We start from the raw sequence: 14,988 nt of genomic DNA, 5'->3' as shown, positions 1-14,988 counted from the left end.
GGGTTTTTCCTTAAAAAATGCGTGGAATCGCAAGACTAAATATTTAAACATTGATTAAGAGACAATGGAGCTTAACATATAATACTAAAATTAATAAAAAATATTAAGTTATAAGTTTAATTTAAATTTTATTTTAATACAATTCTTATGCAGAAAATAATTTGATGCAATCTACATTAAAGGAATAAAAATGTCTTACGCACAAGAGGTTATCCAGAGAGTCCAAAGACTCTATCCAGAGCAAACAGAGTTTCATCAAGCTGTTAAAGAGGTATTAGAATCCATTGAACCAGCTCTTCAAAAAGAGTCAAAATACCAAAAAAATAAGATTTTAGAAAGAATTGTAATCCCAGAGCGACAAATTAATTTTCGTGTAACTTGGGAAGATGACAATGGAGAAATTCAAGTTAATCGCGGTTATCGCATTGAATTTAGCTCACTTTTAGGACCTTATAAAGGTGGTTTGCGATTCCACCCTAGCGTAACAGAAGGGATTATCAAATTTTTAGGTTTTGAGCAAATCTTTAAAAATTCACTTACAGGGCTTGCAATGGGTGGCGGAAAAGGAGGAAGTGATTTTGATCCTAAGGGAAAAAGTGATAGAGAAGTTATGCGCTTTTGTCAAGCTTTTATGAATGAGCTATATCGTCATATTGGTGCACATACTGATGTTCCAGCAGGAGATATTGGTGTTGGTGGGCGTGAGATTGGATATCTTTTTGGGCAATACAAGAAACTAACAAACCGCTACGATGGTGTGCTAACAGGAAAATCTTTACTTTGGGGTGGAAGTTTAGCTAGGACAGAGGCTACAGGCTACGGAAGTGTGTATTTTGCGCAAGAAATGTTGTCTCATAGTAATTTCGGCTCTTTAGAGGGCAAGGTGTGCCTAGTTTCTGGTAGTGGAAATGTCGCAATCTACACAGTAGAGAAACTCCAACAACTTGGTGCAAAACCTGTAACAATTAGTGATTCAAAAGGGATGATTTACGATGAAGCAGGGATTGATTTAGCTCTTTTAAAAGAGATTAAAGAGGTAAGGCGAGAGAGCTTAGAGTCGTATGCAAAAGAAAGAAGCAGTGCTAAATGGACAAGTGTTAAAGACTACCCAAATGACCATAATCCACTATGGTCTATTCCAGCTTTTGCAGCATTTCCAAGCGCAACACAAAACGAACTTAATGCAAAAGATGCAGACAACCTATTGAAAAATGGCTGTAAATGCGTGAGCGAAGGAGCAAATATGCCTTCAACTATTGAGGCGGTGCATAAATTCTTGGATGCTAAAATTTGCTATGGTCCTGGTAAAGCAGCAAATGCTGGTGGTGTTGCGACAAGTGGGCTTGAAATGAGTCAAAATGCTTCAATGACTTCTTGGGCTTTTGAAGAAGTGGATTTGAAATTGCACAAAATTATGAAAAATATTTATGCAAATGCAAGCGAGACAGCAAAAGAATTTGGAGACCCTACAAATTTGGTTCTTGGTGCGAACATTGCAGGATTCCGTAAAGTAGCAAATGCAATGATTGAACAAGGCTTATAAGCTGAAAATTCTTATTCTATTCTTTTTTATCTGGAATCTCGCATTTGCAGGGATTCCAAGATTTCAGTTCTATAAAACTCCCTTAGACGATACAGAGCTTAAAGCTTTTGTGATGAGTGAAAAACTTGATGGTGTGCGTGGAATTTGGGATGGAAAATCTCTAAAAACACGTAATGGAAATCCTATAAAAGCACCTAAATTTTGGCTGGATAATTTTCCTCCCTTTATCTTAGATGGTGAGCTGTGGCTTAGACGTGATGCTTTTGCGCAGACTTTAAGTGTGATTAAAAATACGATTCCAAAACAATGGGAGCAAATCACTCTACAAGTTTTTGATGTACGTGGTGTATGTAAGGATTGCACTTTGCAAACTCGCTTGAATATTCTACAAGAATATTTAGAGAATAATCCTAGTAAATTCATAAAAATTATTCCGCAGATTCCTATTGAAAACCAAATGCACTTAGAGAAATTCTATCAGAGTGTTTTGGAAAAAGGCGGAGAAGGTGTGATTATTCGCAATAATACGATTTCTAATATTGGTTATAAACTCAAACCTTTTATGGACGCAGAATGTATTGTGCAAGGATACACACAAGGTAGAGGTAGAAATGCCAGAAAACTTGGTGCAGTGATTTGTGAAGCAACAATTAATGGAATCCAAAAGCGCTTTAAAATTGGTTCTGGTTTTAGTGATAGAGAGCGCGAAAATCCTCCAAAAATTGGAACTAAAATCACTTACAAATATCAAGGTTACACTAAGAATGGAATTCCACGATTTCCTATATTTTTGCGCGTTAGGGAGGGGGATTAGTTTTAAAAGTATTTTGCCTAGGAGTGTTAAGTTTTAATTTTTGGTTGAACAAATAGAATTAAACTTAGTGTTTTAGCAAAAATTATCAATTGATAAGTTACATTAAAGCCTAAAGATAAAATAAGCACCTTTTTACATCAATTTTTAAGGATTGCGAAATAACTCTTGAATTAAAGGTGCGATACTCTCTAATTCTAGCGGGCTTAAGTGCTACAAATTCTAGATTAATAACTTATGTTAAGCTATAATTGAGAAAAGCTCACATATTGTCTTTAATTATACTGAAATCTTTGTGTTCTTTTTTGTAGGATTTTCTATCTGCATTTTAGAAGTTTTACGCGTAATAGGGATTTTGATTAAATTTAAGTAGAATTATCCAATATCTCAAGTAAAATTAATCTTTTTGCTCCAGCTTTTTCCATACTCCTCAAGTTTTTTAATGCGATTAAAAACTGCAATAAGTTCAGTAGCTTGCGTTATTGCAATATGAGTTTCAAAAATATTTTGCATATCATATTTGGTATTCACAAAAATAATCGCTTTTGTTTCCATTCCTTTAAAACTATGAACCGTTGTTATTTTAATATGTGGGTCTTGAGTTGAAAAATTTTCTTTGTTCTTTTGAGGATTCATCAAAGAAAACACTGCCGAAATTCTTATCAGGATTATTTTGGAGATACTCTTGTAAAAACTGCTTAGCAAAAACGATTGGATTCTATAAGAATCTCTGGGTAGTGTTGGTTGCGTATATTTTTATTAAGTTCCCCCCAAGCTCCTTTAAATTTGTAGCCAAGCCTAGACATACTTTGATTTCCATAAAAGTTTTCTATCGTAAAGATTTTGCTTATCATTTGCTACAAGCAATATCTCATTATTTGGGCTTAGGTATTTTAAAAGCGCATCAAACCATTTTTTCAATATCTTGAGCGTCATCAATTAAAATTGCATCGTATTCTCTATTCTTAGCATTTGTCTCAAGCTCTATGATTCCTCTTGTGATACCATCTGCGCCTTTATGGGGGATATTTTCTTCTAAGAGAGCCTTTGCAAAGCCGTGAAAATGAATCACTTCAATGTTGTTCCAGTCAAACTCAAGTGCAGTCTTGTTGATGTTATTTCTTATATAAGCTGATAATGTTTTATTAAAAGTAATTACAAGAACTTTTTGCCTTCAGATGCAATTTGTGCTGCCTTTTGTGCAATGATGAGCGTTTTTGCCGCTTCCTGCTACACCCCTTATGCGCTTCCAAGAACGTTCTTTATGCTCAATGATTCTTTTTTTTGTTGAGGAGTGAAACGGATTATTCCTTCAAAAGTGCTTTTATGACGTGGAGGATTGATAAAAGTTTGAATCTTTTCTGCACAGGCTTTTAGGTCTGTGTTAGCGTTACGAATAATATCTAAAATAATTGTAATAATTTGTGCCATTCTTAGCCTAATAAATAATTTATAAGGCGATATTGTAGCAAGAAATAACAAGGAATATTTGGTACGCTCAGAGGGAGTCGAACCCCCAACCCTCAGATCCGAAGTCTGATGCTCTATCCAATTGAGCTATGAACGCTTTTTAAAAAAATTAGGGTAGAATTATATCTTAAAAAGTTTTAATATTAATTGAGGAATAGCAATGAAAAAGACTTTGATGTTTATGTGCTTGTTGTTAAATCTAGCGTTTGCGCGTGATGTGATTATGGTAAGTGTTCCTATGCAGAAAGAATTTGTAGAAAAAATCGCTGGAGATTCCTATAATGTGGTTTCACTTGTGGTTCCGGGTGTGAATCCTCATGATTTTGAACCAAAAGCTTCGGAGATTAGAAAGGTTAATGAGGCAGTGGCGTATTTTTCTATTGGAATAGAGTTTGAAGAGGTATGGCTTCCGCGCTTTGCAAGTCAAAATCAAAAAATGCAAATTTATGATTCTAGTGCTAACATTCAGCGGATTAATTTTTGGCAAAAAGATACAGAACATGAACATAATGCTCATGATGAACACGACCATGGCGATACACACATTTGGCTATCCCCAAGTAATGCAAAAATTATTGCTAAAAATATTTTTGAGGGATTAAAAAAACTAAATCCTAAACAGGATTATTCTAAGGGTTATAATGCATTAATTGCTGAAATTGATGCCATTGATAAGGAATTAAAAATGATTTTAAAGGACTTACCAGAACATCAAAAATTTGTAGTTTTTCATCCAATGCTTGGATATTTTGCAAGGGATTATCATTTAGAAGAAATCTCTATTGAAGTGGAGGGAAAAAGTCCAAAAATGCAAGAGATGATTGAAGTGATTGAAACCATAAAAAGGGAGAATCTAAAAGTGATTTTTGCCCAGCCAGAATTTTCAACAAAAGCTGCGGAGTTTATTGCAAAAGAAAGTGGAGCAAAATTGGGATTTTTTTCACCATTACAAACACCTTGGGGAGAGAATTTGCTAAATTTTGCAAAAACACTCACTAGCTTTTAAGAATGTGGGGAGTGTCAAACAAAAAAGACTAAAAGAGATTAAAGAATTTTTAAAAAATTGTAAGAGCAAGGATTAAAAGAGTTTAAAATAGATTCCATACATTATGGAATCCAAAAGCCCAAGGGGCTTAAAGATTATTCTACAACTGGAGTGTGCGCACTTCTTTTATCATCACCGATGTCTTCTCTGTGTGATGGAGAACCTGCAACAGCATCCCATACGATACAACCTTCAGTTGGACAAGCAGATGCGCAAGCTGGTTCATCATTGTGCCCTACGCACTCCACACATTTATCATTATAAACAAAATAGCATCCATCATCATTTGGGCTATCATCTTCATCAACGATAGCTTCTACTGGACATTCATCAATGCAAGCTCCACAGGCGATGCAAATATCTGTAATTTTAACAGCCATAACTTCTCCTTAAAATTTTGATTAAACAATGAGTATATAGCAAAGAATATAAAATTTAGCTTCAATTTAAGTAGAATTGTAAAAGTTTTAAACAAAAGAGTGTAGAATTATTGGATTTAAAAAGTGGAATTTCAAAGGGGCTTTGTATGGATATTATTTTTGGTCCTGTGCAATCACGACGTTTTGGAGAGTCCTTAGGTGTGGATTTATCGCCAAAACTTAAGCAGTGCAATTATGATTGTCTTTATTGTGAGCTAGAGGGAAAAAAAGCACAAGAAACAATGCAAGAGATTCTAAGTGTAGATGAAATCTTAAAAGCCATAGAGCAGGGTTTAGAAAAGTTTTCTAATGTGGAATCTCTTACGATTACGGCAAATGGAGAACCTACTTTATATCCGTATTTGTATGAGCTAATGTTGCGTTTAGAAGATATTAAGGGTGATAAGCAAACACTACTCTTGACAAATGGTGCATTACTTTGGGATATATGTGTTGCTAGGGCTTGTTTGCTCTTTGATAAGGTAAAGTTTTCAATTGATGCAGTGAGCGAGAAGGTGTTTAAAAAGATTGATAGGGCGCATAAGAGTGTGGATCTAGCGCAAATCTTAAAGGGGATTTATCAATTTAGTGCGGATTTTAAAGGTGAGCTGTATGCCGAAATTTTATTTGTAAAAGGTGTCAATGATGATGCTAAAGAGATTCAAAAAATAGCGCAATTTCTAGCACCTGTGCCACTAAAACGTTTGGATATTAGCACCATAGATCGCCCACCTGCGTATAAAGTGGAATCCCTAAGCGAAAAAGAGTTAGAGGAGATTAGCAAAGTATTTTTGCGTTATAGGATTCCAGCTTTTGTGCCAAAGCGGACTTTAATTAAAACGCAAGAAAACTTAGAATTAAATGCGGATGAGATTTTAAAAACTCTTGCTTTACGTCCAATGAGTGAGGGGGATATTATTACGCTTTGGAGTGTGCAATCTAAAGAAATTTTAGGAGTGCTTTTAAAGGAAGGTAAAGTGAAGCAAAAGTGTGTCAATGGTGTAAATTTCTATGCTTTATGCTAGTTTTTTGTGTTGTGTGAAGTAGATTAGATTTGCTAAAAATACACAAATAAACATTACAAAGGATAAAAATAGTGGTGTGTTTGCTTCAAATGCTCCCACGCTAAAAGAGATAATGCCAGCAAGCGCAAATTGTGCTGTTCCAAGAATTGCAGAGGCAGTGCCTGAATGGTCTTTAAACCTTGCCATTGCTAAAGTTGTTGTGTTTGGCATAATAAAACCAAGAGTTGCAAGAATGCTAAAAAGTGAAATTTCAAAGAGCCATATTTTTGGACTAAAATAAGCATTAAAGAGCATTATTAAATGCGTGAGAAGCATTACTAAAAGTGCGATGGCTAGGACTTTCTGTGCATTAAATTTTTTAAGTATTTTTGCATTGAAACTTGCACACAGCATAAAACCTAAAGCATTTAGTCCAAAGAGGAATGCAAAAATTTGTTCAGAAATTCCAAAAAAATTAATAAAAACAAAGTTTGAGCCTGTGATGTATGCAAAGATTGTTGCCATCGTCAAGGCAGAGCAAAACACATAGACTAAAAATACACTATCTTTTAGAACAAATTTATAGTTTTTAAGCGTCTCTTTATGGGAAAATTTTTGTGCTTTTAAGTGGGGAGCACTCTCTTTTAGCCCAAAAAGCACCATAAGAAATAAAAAGATTCCAAGCAAAAATAAAAAGGTGAAAATGCTCTGCCATGGAAAATGTTTAATTAAGAATGCACCTAAGGTTGGAGATAGCATAGGGGCAAGTGAGCTAAAGACCATCATTAGTGCATAGACGCTAGCAGCTTCCTCAAAATCAAATAAATCATTAACTATTGCTCTTGCAATCACTACTCCTGCGCAACCCCCTAGTGCTTCAAAAAAGCGTAAAATAATAAAACTATGGATATCATCAATAATAACACAACCTAAACTTGAGGCAATAAAAATTAAGATTCCAACAAGGACAGGTTTTTTGCGTCCAAAAATATCACTTAGTGGTCCATAGATGAGTTGTCCAAAGGCAAAAGCGATAAAAAAACTTGCAAGAGAAAGTTGGGTTAAGAAGGGATTAGTCTGAAAGCTCTCTTGTACATGATTTAGTGCCGCTAGATACATATCTGTGGATAGTGGAGCAAGGCTTGACATAATTGCTAAAATAAAAATGAGTTTAAATTTGTAAAATCCGTGAATTTTGGTATGGTTTTGCATTGTGTAATCCTAATTGTTGCAATAAAAATTGTAACAAAGCAAACTACAAAAAAATCTTATAAAAAGGATTCCAAAACTTGCATTTTGCGTTGAGTTTTGCATAAGAAAGGAGTAAAATCCGCGCAAATTTTAAGCACACCTTGTAATTTTAAATTTAAGGATAGCAAATGCTTTTAGCAATGTATAGTATTTTTGTGTTTATTTTTATCGGTTATATGGCAAATGTGTTGCGTCTTGTTGGGAATAAACATAGTGGAATCCTGCTTGGATTTTTAGTAAATTTTGCTCTTCCTGCACAAATTTTTAATGGCACTTACCACGCAAATGTGAGCTTGGATTTTTTGCTTGTGTGTTTGATTTCTTTGCTTTCAAACCTTTTTGCTGGGCTTTTTATATTGTTTATTGGAAGAATCTTTCGCTTTGAACGTAGTGTGCTAATTACCCTTTGTTTTATGGCAATGCTTGGAAATACGCTTTATTTAGGATTTCCATTTGTGCAAGGTGCATTAGGGGAAGCACAGGCAAACCAAGTGATTATTTTTGACCAATTTGTAACAGGGATTCCATTTGCTTTTTTAGCTCCTGTTCTCCTTAGTTTAAATGGTAAAACAGCATTTTCCTTTAGCGGAGTCTTAAAACGTTTATTTAAAAGCCCTCTATTTTTAGCACTCATTTGTGGAGCACTTTTTAGATTGATTCCTTTTGAGATTCCACAAGCTCTTTTTGCTCCTCTTAAATCACTAGCCCAAACAGCGACTCCAGTGGCACTTTTTGCTATTGGGGTGCAGTTAAATTTGCGTGGAATTTTAGAGTGGAAATACCCTACGTTGCTTTTGGGAGCAAAAATGTTTATTGCGCCTTTGCTCTTATTTTTCTTTGTAAAAGCCTTTTTCGGAGAGTTTAGCAATACTTGGAAAATGGCACTCATTGAAGTGGCAATGCCTCCATTAGTGAGTGGTGTGGCGATTATTTACAAAGCCGGATTTAATGCAAAGGTTGCTCTAAATGCCGTTACTTTTGGAATCCTAGTTAGTTTTATTAGCATCCCATTGTGGTTGTATTTTGTGTGAGGTTTTATTTTGCTAAAAACTCTAATGTTTTGTTTGGAAAAACACTTGAGCAGATTCCATTTGAAGAGCCTTGAAGTGCCTTAGGGTTTAAGTTTGAAAATGAATATTGTTTTTTTTTTTTTTTTTTGATATAATCAGCTCTCTCTTTTAAAAATTTATTAAGGAAAACAATGACCATTATAGCGCATAGAGGTTTGTGGGGGGGGGGGGTTAAAAAGAACTCTTTAACCGCTCTTACAAAGGCTTTTGAATTTGGTTTTGGGATTGAAACAGACTTAAGAGATTTTGATTCTAAAATCGTTATCTCTCATGATATGGCTTCCAAAAAATGCGAAAGCATTGAAACTTTATTTGCCTACTACAAGGAACACCAATTAAATTTAAATTTGGCTTTAAATATTAAAAGTGATGGCTTGCAAGATGAGCTTTTAAAGCTTTTACAAAAATACGAGATTGTCAATTATTTTGTTTTTGATATGTCTATTCCTGATGCTTTATCTTATCTAAACAAGGGTTTTAACACTTTCACAAGACTTAGCGAATACGAAAAACAACCTTGCTTTTATGAAAAAGCTTGCGGACTTTGGTTGGACGAATTTCAAGAACATTGGATTGATGAAAAGACGATTTTAACGCATTTAAAAGCAAATAAAAAAATTTGTATAGTTTGCCCTTGTTTGCATAAAAGACCCTATCTTAAAGAATGGAACACATACAAAACACTCATCAACAAACATAACTTAAAAAATAAAATCATGCTTTGTACTGATGAAGTTTTAAAAGCAAAGGAGTTTTTCAATGGAAATTAAAGCGATTATTTTTGATATGGACGGAGTTTTAATAGAAGCTAAAGAATGGCACTATGAGGCTTTAAATAGGGCTTTGAATCTTTTTGGTATGGAGATTTCAAGGTATGAGCATTTAACAATTTTTGATGGGCTTCCTACAAAAAACAAGCTCAAAATTCTCTCTTTAGAACAAAATTTACCAGAAAGCTTACATTCTTTCATTAACAAAATGAAACAACAATACACAATGGATATAGTCCATACCTCTTGCAAACCGCGTTTTATCCATGAATACGCACTCTCAAAGCTTAAAAATGAAGGTTACAAACTCGCATGTTGTTCAAATTCTATCAAACACACTATTGAGGTTATGTTAAAAAAAGCAGCCCTGCTTGAGTATTTGGATTTCTTCTTATCCAATGAAGATGTGAGCAAAGCAAAGCCAGACCCTGAAATTTACATAAAAGCAATACAAAAATTAGGATTTCATCCTAAAGAAGTAATGGTGGTTGAAGATAATTTCAATGGCATAAAAGCAGCTAGGGAAAGTGGGGCAAATGTCATGGAGGTAGATAGCGTTGAAGAAGTGAATTTTTTAAACATCAAAAAAACGCTTGAAAAATTTCAAAAGGAAGCACAATGATAAATATAGTTATCCCTTTAGCAGGAGATTCCAAATTTTTTAGTGAAGATTTAATTTTTCCTAAAGTTCTTACAGAAATTCGTGGTAAAACTATGCTTGAGCATTTTATAACAAATATCTCTTGCATTAAAAACTCAAGGCTGATTTTTATCATAAAAAAACAAGATCAAAAGTATTATTTAGAAGAGAGTATTAAGCTTCTAAACAAAGAAAGTATTGTGATATCCTTAACAAAACAAACTAAAGGAATGGCTTGCTCTAGCATGTTTGCAATTGATTATATTAATAATGATGATGAGCTTATTATTTGCAATGGGGATCAAATTTTTGATTTGGATTTAAGCGAAGTTGTGGAACACTTTAGGGCTTATGATGGTGGGGTTATAAGTTTTGAGAATTTTCACCCAAGATTTGCTTTTGTCCTTAGCAATGAAAAAGATGAAGTCATAGAAGCAAGCGAGAAAAAGCCTATAAGTAAAAATGCCATTGCAGGATTTTATTATTTTAAAAAGGGTAAAGACTTCATAAAGGCTTGTGAAAAAATGATAGAAAAAGACGCCCATATTGAGGGAAATTTTTTTGTTGCACCTTGCTTAAATGAGCTTATCTTAGAAAATAAAATCATTAAAAATTTCTCTATACCAAAGAACAAATACCATACCTTTTATAGCCCGGCAAAAATTGAACAATACGAAAGGATAGAAAATGATTAACTTAACAAAAGATTATATTAAGGCTTTTGATTCTAAAAATTTAGAGCACATAGAAAGACTTTTAGATGAAAATTTTGTCTTACAAGATCCTGTTGTCAAAAAAATCTCAGGAAAAAAAGAATGTTTAAAAGCCATAGAGAATATCTTTAAAAGTGCTAAAAATTTGAGCTTTAAAGCAAAGCAAATTTATATGCATGGAAAAACAACTTTCATAGAATTTGAGCTTGTGCTTGATGATTTAAAGCTTGAGGGTGTTGATATTATAGAGTGGCAAGATTCCAAAATGACAGAACTTCGTGCGTATTTAGACCCAAAAGGAGTATGATGAAAATCTGCATTATCATGCCTATTTACCCAGCGCATTTTGGCTATGCTAATGAATTTATAAGCTCTTTTTTTAAATACGAATTTGACAAACAAGCGGATTTGATTTTTGTTTTCACAAATGAAGACGAGCTTAAAGAGTTTAAAACTACTAATTTTAAGGGCTATTATAAAAGCCTTGTTTTACCAGAATTCTTACGCGTTTCAAAACAGCAAGGTATTATTAATATTAAGAAATTTTTTGCGCTTTTGAGTCTTAAAGATGCCTATAAATATTCTTTGATTGTAGATAGTGAGAGCGAATTTATAAAAAGCATAGATTTATTAAGTCTTTTTGATGAATTTTATGCAAAAAAGATTCTTTATGGCAATGAAACAAGGAGCAATCCCTCTGACATACAGAATGCATCTAAAAAGTTTTTTGAGAAAAAATTTATCAAAAAAAAGTTTGAAAATGAAAAGCTTTATCTTTGGTTTAACCAGCCTTGCATTTATAAAAATGCATATTTAGGAGAATTTTTCAAAGCCATAAATATGGAATCTTATAAAGATTTACTTGCTTTAAGTTTTCTTAGTTTTGATTATTATATTTATATGTATTTTTTGATTTTTTATAAAGATTTTAAGGTTGTAAATCTAGACATACTCTCACATTATGGTGCGTTAGAAGCAGGTTGCTACCATGTCTTTAAAAGTCAGAAATTCAAACAGATTCCTTTTTTATGCTCTAATCCAAGCTTAGCAAAAGAACTTTGCAAAGAAAAATTATTCCTATACATTCAAAAAAACGGCTCATATTTAGCCTTTAAAAGTAAAGAAGATTTAAACAAAGAAATTTTAAATTTAAAAAAAGAACTTGCACAATCTACAAGACCTGGAGCAACAATGCGAGCACAAAACTTCCTCTCCTACAAACTAGGAGTTGCTTTGATAGAAAACTCTAAAAGTCTTAAAGGTTATATTAGAATGCCTTTTGTTTTAAGTTATATTACAGAGCTACATAAAAAAGAACAAAAAGCTTATGCACAACACATACAAAAGAATCCTGCATTAAAACTTCCTCCTTTAGAATCTTATTCTGATTATAAAGAAGCTTTAAGATTTAAAGAACATTTAAGCTATAAACTTGGCAATGCTTTTTTAAAAGCATATAAGAATGTGTGGGGGGGGGCATAATAAAATACATCTTTATAGATGTGCCTAGAATAAAAAGAGAATGGAGAGAAAAACAAAAGGAGAAAAAATGAAAAATTTTAAGCTTGAAGATATGGTAAGAGGCTGGTTTATAGGAGATTTTGAGCCGAGTGCTTTTAAAAGCAAGGAGCTTGAAGTGGGAGTGAAATCTTATAAAAAAGGAGATATAGAGGAGAGACATTATCACAAGGTTGCTACGGAATTTACTTGCATTATAGAGGGTAAAGTTAAGATGAATGGGGTGGTTTATACTAAAGGTGATATTATTAAGATAAATCCTAATGAAAGCACAGATTTTGAGGCTTTAGAAGACACAATTAATGTAGTAGTAAAACTTCCTTGTGTGAAAAATGACAAATTTTTAGGAGAAGTAAAATGAATATTTTAATTCCTATGGCAGGGCTTGGTAGCCGTTTTGCTAAAGAGGGCTATGTAAAACCAAAGCCTTTTATTGATGTTTTAGGAAAGCCTATGATAGTGCGTGTTTTAGAAAATTTAGCCTATAAAGATGCAAATTATTTTTTAATTGCACAAAGACAGCATTTAGAACAAGAAAAAGAACTTGTTGCCCAAATTCAAAAAGATTTTAATGTTAAATTCATTGCCATAGAAAAACTCACCCAAGGCACAGCTTGCACAGCTCTTTATGCAAGGAAATTCATTAACAACTCCACGCCTTTACTCATAGCAAATTCCGATCAAATCATAGATATTAACATCGCTCTTTTTATCAAAGACGCTTTTGAGAGAAAACTTGATGGCTCTATATTATGCTTTATCGATAAAGAAAAGAATCCAAAATGGTCTTTTGTAAAAGTGCAAGACGACTTGGTTGTAGAACTTAAAGAAAAAGAGGTGATCTCTGATATTGCCACAGTTGGGATTTATCTTTACGCTCAAGGCTCATTTTTTGTTAATGCTTGTGTGGATATGATGATAGAACAAGACCTTGTTAATGGTGAATTCTACACAGCTCCAAGTTACAATTATTTGATTAAAGAGGGTAAAAAAATAGGCATTTACAATATAGATTTCAATCAAATGCATGGCATAGGAACACCACAAGATCTTAAAAACTACGAGGCTCTTCATGCAAAATTTTAAATTTGAACTTGAAAATGCTTTGGAAGCTTGGGATTTTTGCAAGGCTGAAAAATTATTAGAACAAAACTCTAAAGATAAAATGTCTTATTTTGTGTTTTTATATGAATGTGGAAAATTTCAAAAACTTTCAACCTTGCTTGATTTTGAAAATAAACCCACTTGGTGGGAAGAGGAGAAGTTAGATTTTATAAATTTAAAAAAGGCTTTAGAAAATAAACTAAAAAACTTGGAAAATTTTGTAACAAAAGATAGTTTTATACTTTATCAATGTAGCCAAGAAATACAAAAATATACGCTTAAAGCTGATGTTGCATTGCAAAATTTTTATAAACTAGAAAGTGATTTTGCAAAAAACTATCTTGCAAGTGTTTTGATTGATTATTTTGCTCTTGCAGATGATAAAGAACAAGAAGATTTTTTTATGCCTAAGGTGCTTGGCTATTATTTCTTATGTTTTTTACATAACAAAACACAATGCAAAGGTGCTAGAATCTATTATGATAGACATAATGCGATTGTTTCTAAAATGCTCAAAGAAGAAAACACTATGCCGCCTAAAAAAGTGGGGATATGTTTTTGGGGAGTTTTGAGAGGTGCTTGGAGGGAAAATTTAGAAGAGTTGATTTCTAAATTAGCTAAGCCTTTAAATGCGGATTGTTTTTTATTTTCATGGGATGAATATCAAGAATACCCCTCTCTTACTGGAGGTTATTTTTGGGGTAGTAGAATCTTAAAAGAAGAATTCTCAAAGAAAGTTCCCGCTTGTATTGCTCATAAGAAAGGACTGATAGAAATTCTACCAAGAACTTATGCTTCTTTACAAAGAGAATTTAATATCAAATTAGAAAAAAACCAAATGCAAGATTTTATCAAATCAAATCCTTGCGTTAAAAAATACAAACTAAAAAATCAAGAAAAATTTGAGCAAAAATACTCTGCCTATAATTCTAAATTTTATTATGGTATGCAAGAGAGCTTTAAGCTTCTGACAAAGTATGAAAGAAAAAATAAAATCAATTATGACATAGTTATGATTGTTCGTAGTGATGTAAAATTTCTTTCCTTTGATATGCAAAGATTTAATACGCTTAAAAAAGATGAAATTAGTGATGGATTCTCTTTTTGGGGAGATGGTGGAGGTAGTGGGAGTGGAACTCTTATAGGCTATAAAGAAGCAGTCAGTAATTATGTAAAAATCTTTAGCCAAAAAGAAGCAATTAGCAAAAATAAATTTATAAATTTTTGGGGTAATAATCATGAATTGGGCTATAAAATTCCCTTACTTTTTGATTATAAACTTAGAAAAGCTATCTTTGAAAACACTATTTACCATACAATTGCACTTGCAGGCATTGCTTTGCCTGATTTTAGTCAAGAGCTAAAAGAAGATCTTAAAAACTTAAGCGACCCTAGTATTAATACTAAAGAAATAGAAGATTTCTTTAAGCTACTAAGAGAAAACTATCCTTTGCCTAGCAGTAATGCAAGAGTTACAAGTCGTGTTGCACAATCTACAAGACCTGGAGCAACAATGCGAGCACAAAACTTCCTCTCCTACAAACTAGGAGTTGCTTTGATAGAAAACTCTAAAAGTCTTAAAGGTTATATTAGAATGCCTTTTGTTTTAAGTTATATTACAGAGCTACAT

Annotated in this window: 18 protein-coding genes, 1 tRNA gene and 1 pseudogene; 13 read left to right on the top strand and 7 right to left on the bottom strand. The window is 33.0% G+C overall.

The genetic code is table 11. The features are described from left to right. Nucleotides 1-190 precede the first annotated feature (190 nt). Together gdhA and K4G57_RS05185 are read left to right on the top strand one after the other, a co-directional pair. Entirely contained in the window at nucleotides 191-1,543 is a 1,353-nt protein-coding gene (gdhA, locus tag K4G57_RS05190) for an NADP-specific glutamate dehydrogenase (protein WP_221532120.1), read from the top strand. Beyond that, nucleotides 1,527-2,357, top strand: a complete 831-nt coding sequence (locus tag K4G57_RS05185; protein WP_221532119.1) for a DNA ligase — start codon at nucleotides 1,527-1,529, stop codon at nucleotides 2,355-2,357. Before gdhA ends, K4G57_RS05185 begins: the two co-directional genes overlap by 17 nt. Nucleotides 2,358-2,741: 384 nt before the next feature. On the opposite strand, the gene K4G57_RS05180 is transcribed toward K4G57_RS05185, so the two are convergent. From K4G57_RS05180 to K4G57_RS05160, 5 genes are all read right to left on the bottom strand, one after another. Then, the gene (locus K4G57_RS05180) at nucleotides 2,742-3,002 is read right to left on the bottom strand and encodes a hypothetical protein (protein ID WP_221532118.1); all 261 of its coding nucleotides are present in this window, start codon (nucleotides 3,000-3,002) and stop codon (nucleotides 2,742-2,744) included. A gap of 50 nt (nucleotides 3,003-3,052) precedes the next feature. Further along, nucleotides 3,053-3,208 (bottom strand): hypothetical protein, encoded by a 156-nt coding sequence (locus tag K4G57_RS05175; protein WP_221532117.1) that lies wholly within the window; start codon nucleotides 3,206-3,208, stop codon nucleotides 3,053-3,055. Between the two features lie 50 nt (nucleotides 3,209-3,258). After that, a complete protein-coding gene (locus K4G57_RS05170; RefSeq protein ID WP_221532116.1) occupies nucleotides 3,259-3,426 on the bottom strand; it encodes a hypothetical protein in 168 nt (55 codons plus the stop codon). Between the two features lie 167 nt (nucleotides 3,427-3,593). Beyond that, nucleotides 3,594-3,785: a hypothetical protein gene (locus tag K4G57_RS05165; RefSeq protein ID WP_221532115.1), complete on the bottom strand. Its 192-nt coding sequence runs from the start codon at nucleotides 3,783-3,785 to the stop codon at nucleotides 3,594-3,596. A 59-nt stretch (nucleotides 3,786-3,844) separates the two neighbouring features. After that, nucleotides 3,845-3,921 (bottom strand) — tRNA-Arg (locus K4G57_RS05160). A 63-nt stretch (nucleotides 3,922-3,984) separates the two neighbouring features. Between K4G57_RS05160 and K4G57_RS05155 the strand changes: the two genes are divergently transcribed. After that, nucleotides 3,985-4,830 carry a metal ABC transporter solute-binding protein, Zn/Mn family gene (locus K4G57_RS05155; RefSeq protein WP_221532114.1) on the top strand — a complete coding sequence of 282 codons (846 nt, stop codon included), beginning with the start codon at nucleotides 3,985-3,987 and terminating at the stop codon, nucleotides 4,828-4,830. A 134-nt stretch (nucleotides 4,831-4,964) separates the two neighbouring features. On the opposite strand, the gene K4G57_RS05150 is transcribed toward K4G57_RS05155, so the two are convergent. Continuing rightward, a complete protein-coding gene (locus K4G57_RS05150; protein ID WP_221532113.1) occupies nucleotides 4,965-5,249 on the bottom strand; it encodes a DUF362 domain-containing protein in 285 nt (94 codons plus the stop codon). A 146-nt stretch (nucleotides 5,250-5,395) separates the two neighbouring features. Here K4G57_RS05150 and K4G57_RS05145 point away from each other — a divergent pair, with 146 nt between their 5' ends. Next, nucleotides 5,396-6,313: a radical SAM protein gene (locus K4G57_RS05145; protein ID WP_221532112.1), complete on the top strand. Its 918-nt coding sequence runs from the start codon at nucleotides 5,396-5,398 to the stop codon at nucleotides 6,311-6,313. Here K4G57_RS05145 and K4G57_RS05140 read toward each other — a convergent pair. Continuing rightward, the gene (locus K4G57_RS05140; protein ID WP_221532111.1) at nucleotides 6,305-7,504 is read right to left on the bottom strand and encodes a multidrug effflux MFS transporter; all 1,200 of its coding nucleotides are present in this window, start codon (nucleotides 7,502-7,504) and stop codon (nucleotides 6,305-6,307) included. The two genes, K4G57_RS05145 and K4G57_RS05140, sit on opposite strands and share 9 nt — an antisense overlap. Nucleotides 7,505-7,671: 167 nt before the next feature. On the opposite strand from K4G57_RS05140, the gene K4G57_RS05135 reads away from it, so the two are divergent. The 9 genes and pseudogenes from K4G57_RS05135 to K4G57_RS09105 form a co-directional block, all read left to right on the top strand. Further along, complete coding sequence (locus tag K4G57_RS05135) at nucleotides 7,672-8,574, top strand: AEC family transporter (RefSeq protein ID WP_221532110.1); 903 nt, start codon at nucleotides 7,672-7,674, stop codon at nucleotides 8,572-8,574. 170 nt (nucleotides 8,575-8,744) lie between these two features. Further along, on the top strand, nucleotides 8,745-9,383 hold the full coding sequence (locus K4G57_RS05130; RefSeq protein WP_221561812.1) for a PI-PLC domain-containing protein: 639 nt from the start codon (nucleotides 8,745-8,747) through the stop codon (nucleotides 9,381-9,383). Next, nucleotides 9,373-10,005: an HAD family hydrolase gene (locus K4G57_RS05125; RefSeq protein ID WP_221532109.1), complete on the top strand. Its 633-nt coding sequence runs from the start codon at nucleotides 9,373-9,375 to the stop codon at nucleotides 10,003-10,005. The genes K4G57_RS05130 and K4G57_RS05125 overlap by 11 nt, the downstream gene beginning before the upstream one ends. Then, complete coding sequence (locus K4G57_RS05120) at nucleotides 10,002-10,718, top strand: glycosyltransferase family 2 protein (RefSeq protein ID WP_221532108.1); 717 nt, start codon at nucleotides 10,002-10,004, stop codon at nucleotides 10,716-10,718. Before K4G57_RS05125 ends, K4G57_RS05120 begins: the two co-directional genes overlap by 4 nt. Next, nucleotides 10,711-11,043, top strand: a complete 333-nt coding sequence (locus tag K4G57_RS05115; protein ID WP_221532107.1) for a nuclear transport factor 2 family protein — start codon at nucleotides 10,711-10,713, stop codon at nucleotides 11,041-11,043. The genes K4G57_RS05120 and K4G57_RS05115 overlap by 8 nt, the downstream gene beginning before the upstream one ends. Next, complete coding sequence (locus tag K4G57_RS05110; protein ID WP_221561811.1) at nucleotides 11,043-12,218, top strand: hypothetical protein; 1,176 nt, start codon at nucleotides 11,043-11,045, stop codon at nucleotides 12,216-12,218. The genes K4G57_RS05115 and K4G57_RS05110 overlap by 1 nt, the downstream gene beginning before the upstream one ends. A gap of 67 nt (nucleotides 12,219-12,285) precedes the next feature. Further along, nucleotides 12,286-12,615 carry a hypothetical protein gene (locus K4G57_RS05105; protein ID WP_221532400.1) on the top strand — a complete coding sequence of 110 codons (330 nt, stop codon included), beginning with the start codon at nucleotides 12,286-12,288 and terminating at the stop codon, nucleotides 12,613-12,615. Then, nucleotides 12,612-13,340: a glycosyltransferase family 2 protein gene (locus K4G57_RS05100; RefSeq protein ID WP_221532399.1), complete on the top strand. Its 729-nt coding sequence runs from the start codon at nucleotides 12,612-12,614 to the stop codon at nucleotides 13,338-13,340. The genes K4G57_RS05105 and K4G57_RS05100 overlap by 4 nt, the downstream gene beginning before the upstream one ends. Then, a pseudogene (locus tag K4G57_RS09105) lies at nucleotides 13,327-14,988 on the top strand (hypothetical protein); the annotation flags it as partial. The gene K4G57_RS05100 and the pseudogene K4G57_RS09105, both read left to right, overlap by 14 nt.

This window comes from Helicobacter turcicus (genome assembly GCF_019711685.1).
Taxonomy (GTDB): Bacteria; Campylobacterota; Campylobacteria; order Campylobacterales; family Helicobacteraceae; genus Helicobacter_D; species Helicobacter_D turcicus.
Note: the sequence above shows the minus strand (reverse complement) of the source record. Positions and strands in the feature narration are given on the sequence as shown.

Excerpts from the sequence above, each read along its gene's own strand:
- K4G57_RS05105 (WP_221532400.1), top strand. The coding sequence starts at position 12,286 with ATGAAAAATTTTAAGCTTGAAGATATGGTAAGAGGCTGGTTTATAGGA.
- K4G57_RS05150 (WP_221532113.1), bottom strand. The coding sequence starts at position 5,249 with ATGGCTGTTAAAATTACAGATATTTGCATCGCCTGTGGAGCTTGCATT.
- K4G57_RS05175 (WP_221532117.1), bottom strand. The coding sequence starts at position 3,208 with ATGATAAGCAAAATCTTTACGATAGAAAACTTTTATGGAAATCAAAGT.
- K4G57_RS05130 (WP_221561812.1), top strand. The coding sequence starts at position 8,745 with ATGACCATTATAGCGCATAGAGGTTTGTGGGGGGGGGGGGTTAAAAAG.
- K4G57_RS05115 (WP_221532107.1), top strand. The coding sequence starts at position 10,711 with ATGATTAACTTAACAAAAGATTATATTAAGGCTTTTGATTCTAAAAAT.
- K4G57_RS05110 (WP_221561811.1), top strand. The coding sequence starts at position 11,043 with ATGAAAATCTGCATTATCATGCCTATTTACCCAGCGCATTTTGGCTAT.
- K4G57_RS05140 (WP_221532111.1), bottom strand. The coding sequence starts at position 7,504 with ATGCAAAACCATACCAAAATTCACGGATTTTACAAATTTAAACTCATT.
- K4G57_RS05125 (WP_221532109.1), top strand. The coding sequence starts at position 9,373 with ATGGAAATTAAAGCGATTATTTTTGATATGGACGGAGTTTTAATAGAA.
- K4G57_RS05155 (WP_221532114.1), top strand. The coding sequence starts at position 3,985 with ATGAAAAAGACTTTGATGTTTATGTGCTTGTTGTTAAATCTAGCGTTT.
- K4G57_RS05135 (WP_221532110.1), top strand. The coding sequence starts at position 7,672 with ATGCTTTTAGCAATGTATAGTATTTTTGTGTTTATTTTTATCGGTTAT.
- K4G57_RS05100 (WP_221532399.1), top strand. The coding sequence starts at position 12,612 with ATGAATATTTTAATTCCTATGGCAGGGCTTGGTAGCCGTTTTGCTAAA.
- K4G57_RS05165 (WP_221532115.1), bottom strand. The coding sequence starts at position 3,785 with ATGGCACAAATTATTACAATTATTTTAGATATTATTCGTAACGCTAAC.
- K4G57_RS05120 (WP_221532108.1), top strand. The coding sequence starts at position 10,002 with ATGATAAATATAGTTATCCCTTTAGCAGGAGATTCCAAATTTTTTAGT.
- gdhA (WP_221532120.1), top strand. The coding sequence starts at position 191 with ATGTCTTACGCACAAGAGGTTATCCAGAGAGTCCAAAGACTCTATCCA.
- K4G57_RS05145 (WP_221532112.1), top strand. The coding sequence starts at position 5,396 with ATGGATATTATTTTTGGTCCTGTGCAATCACGACGTTTTGGAGAGTCC.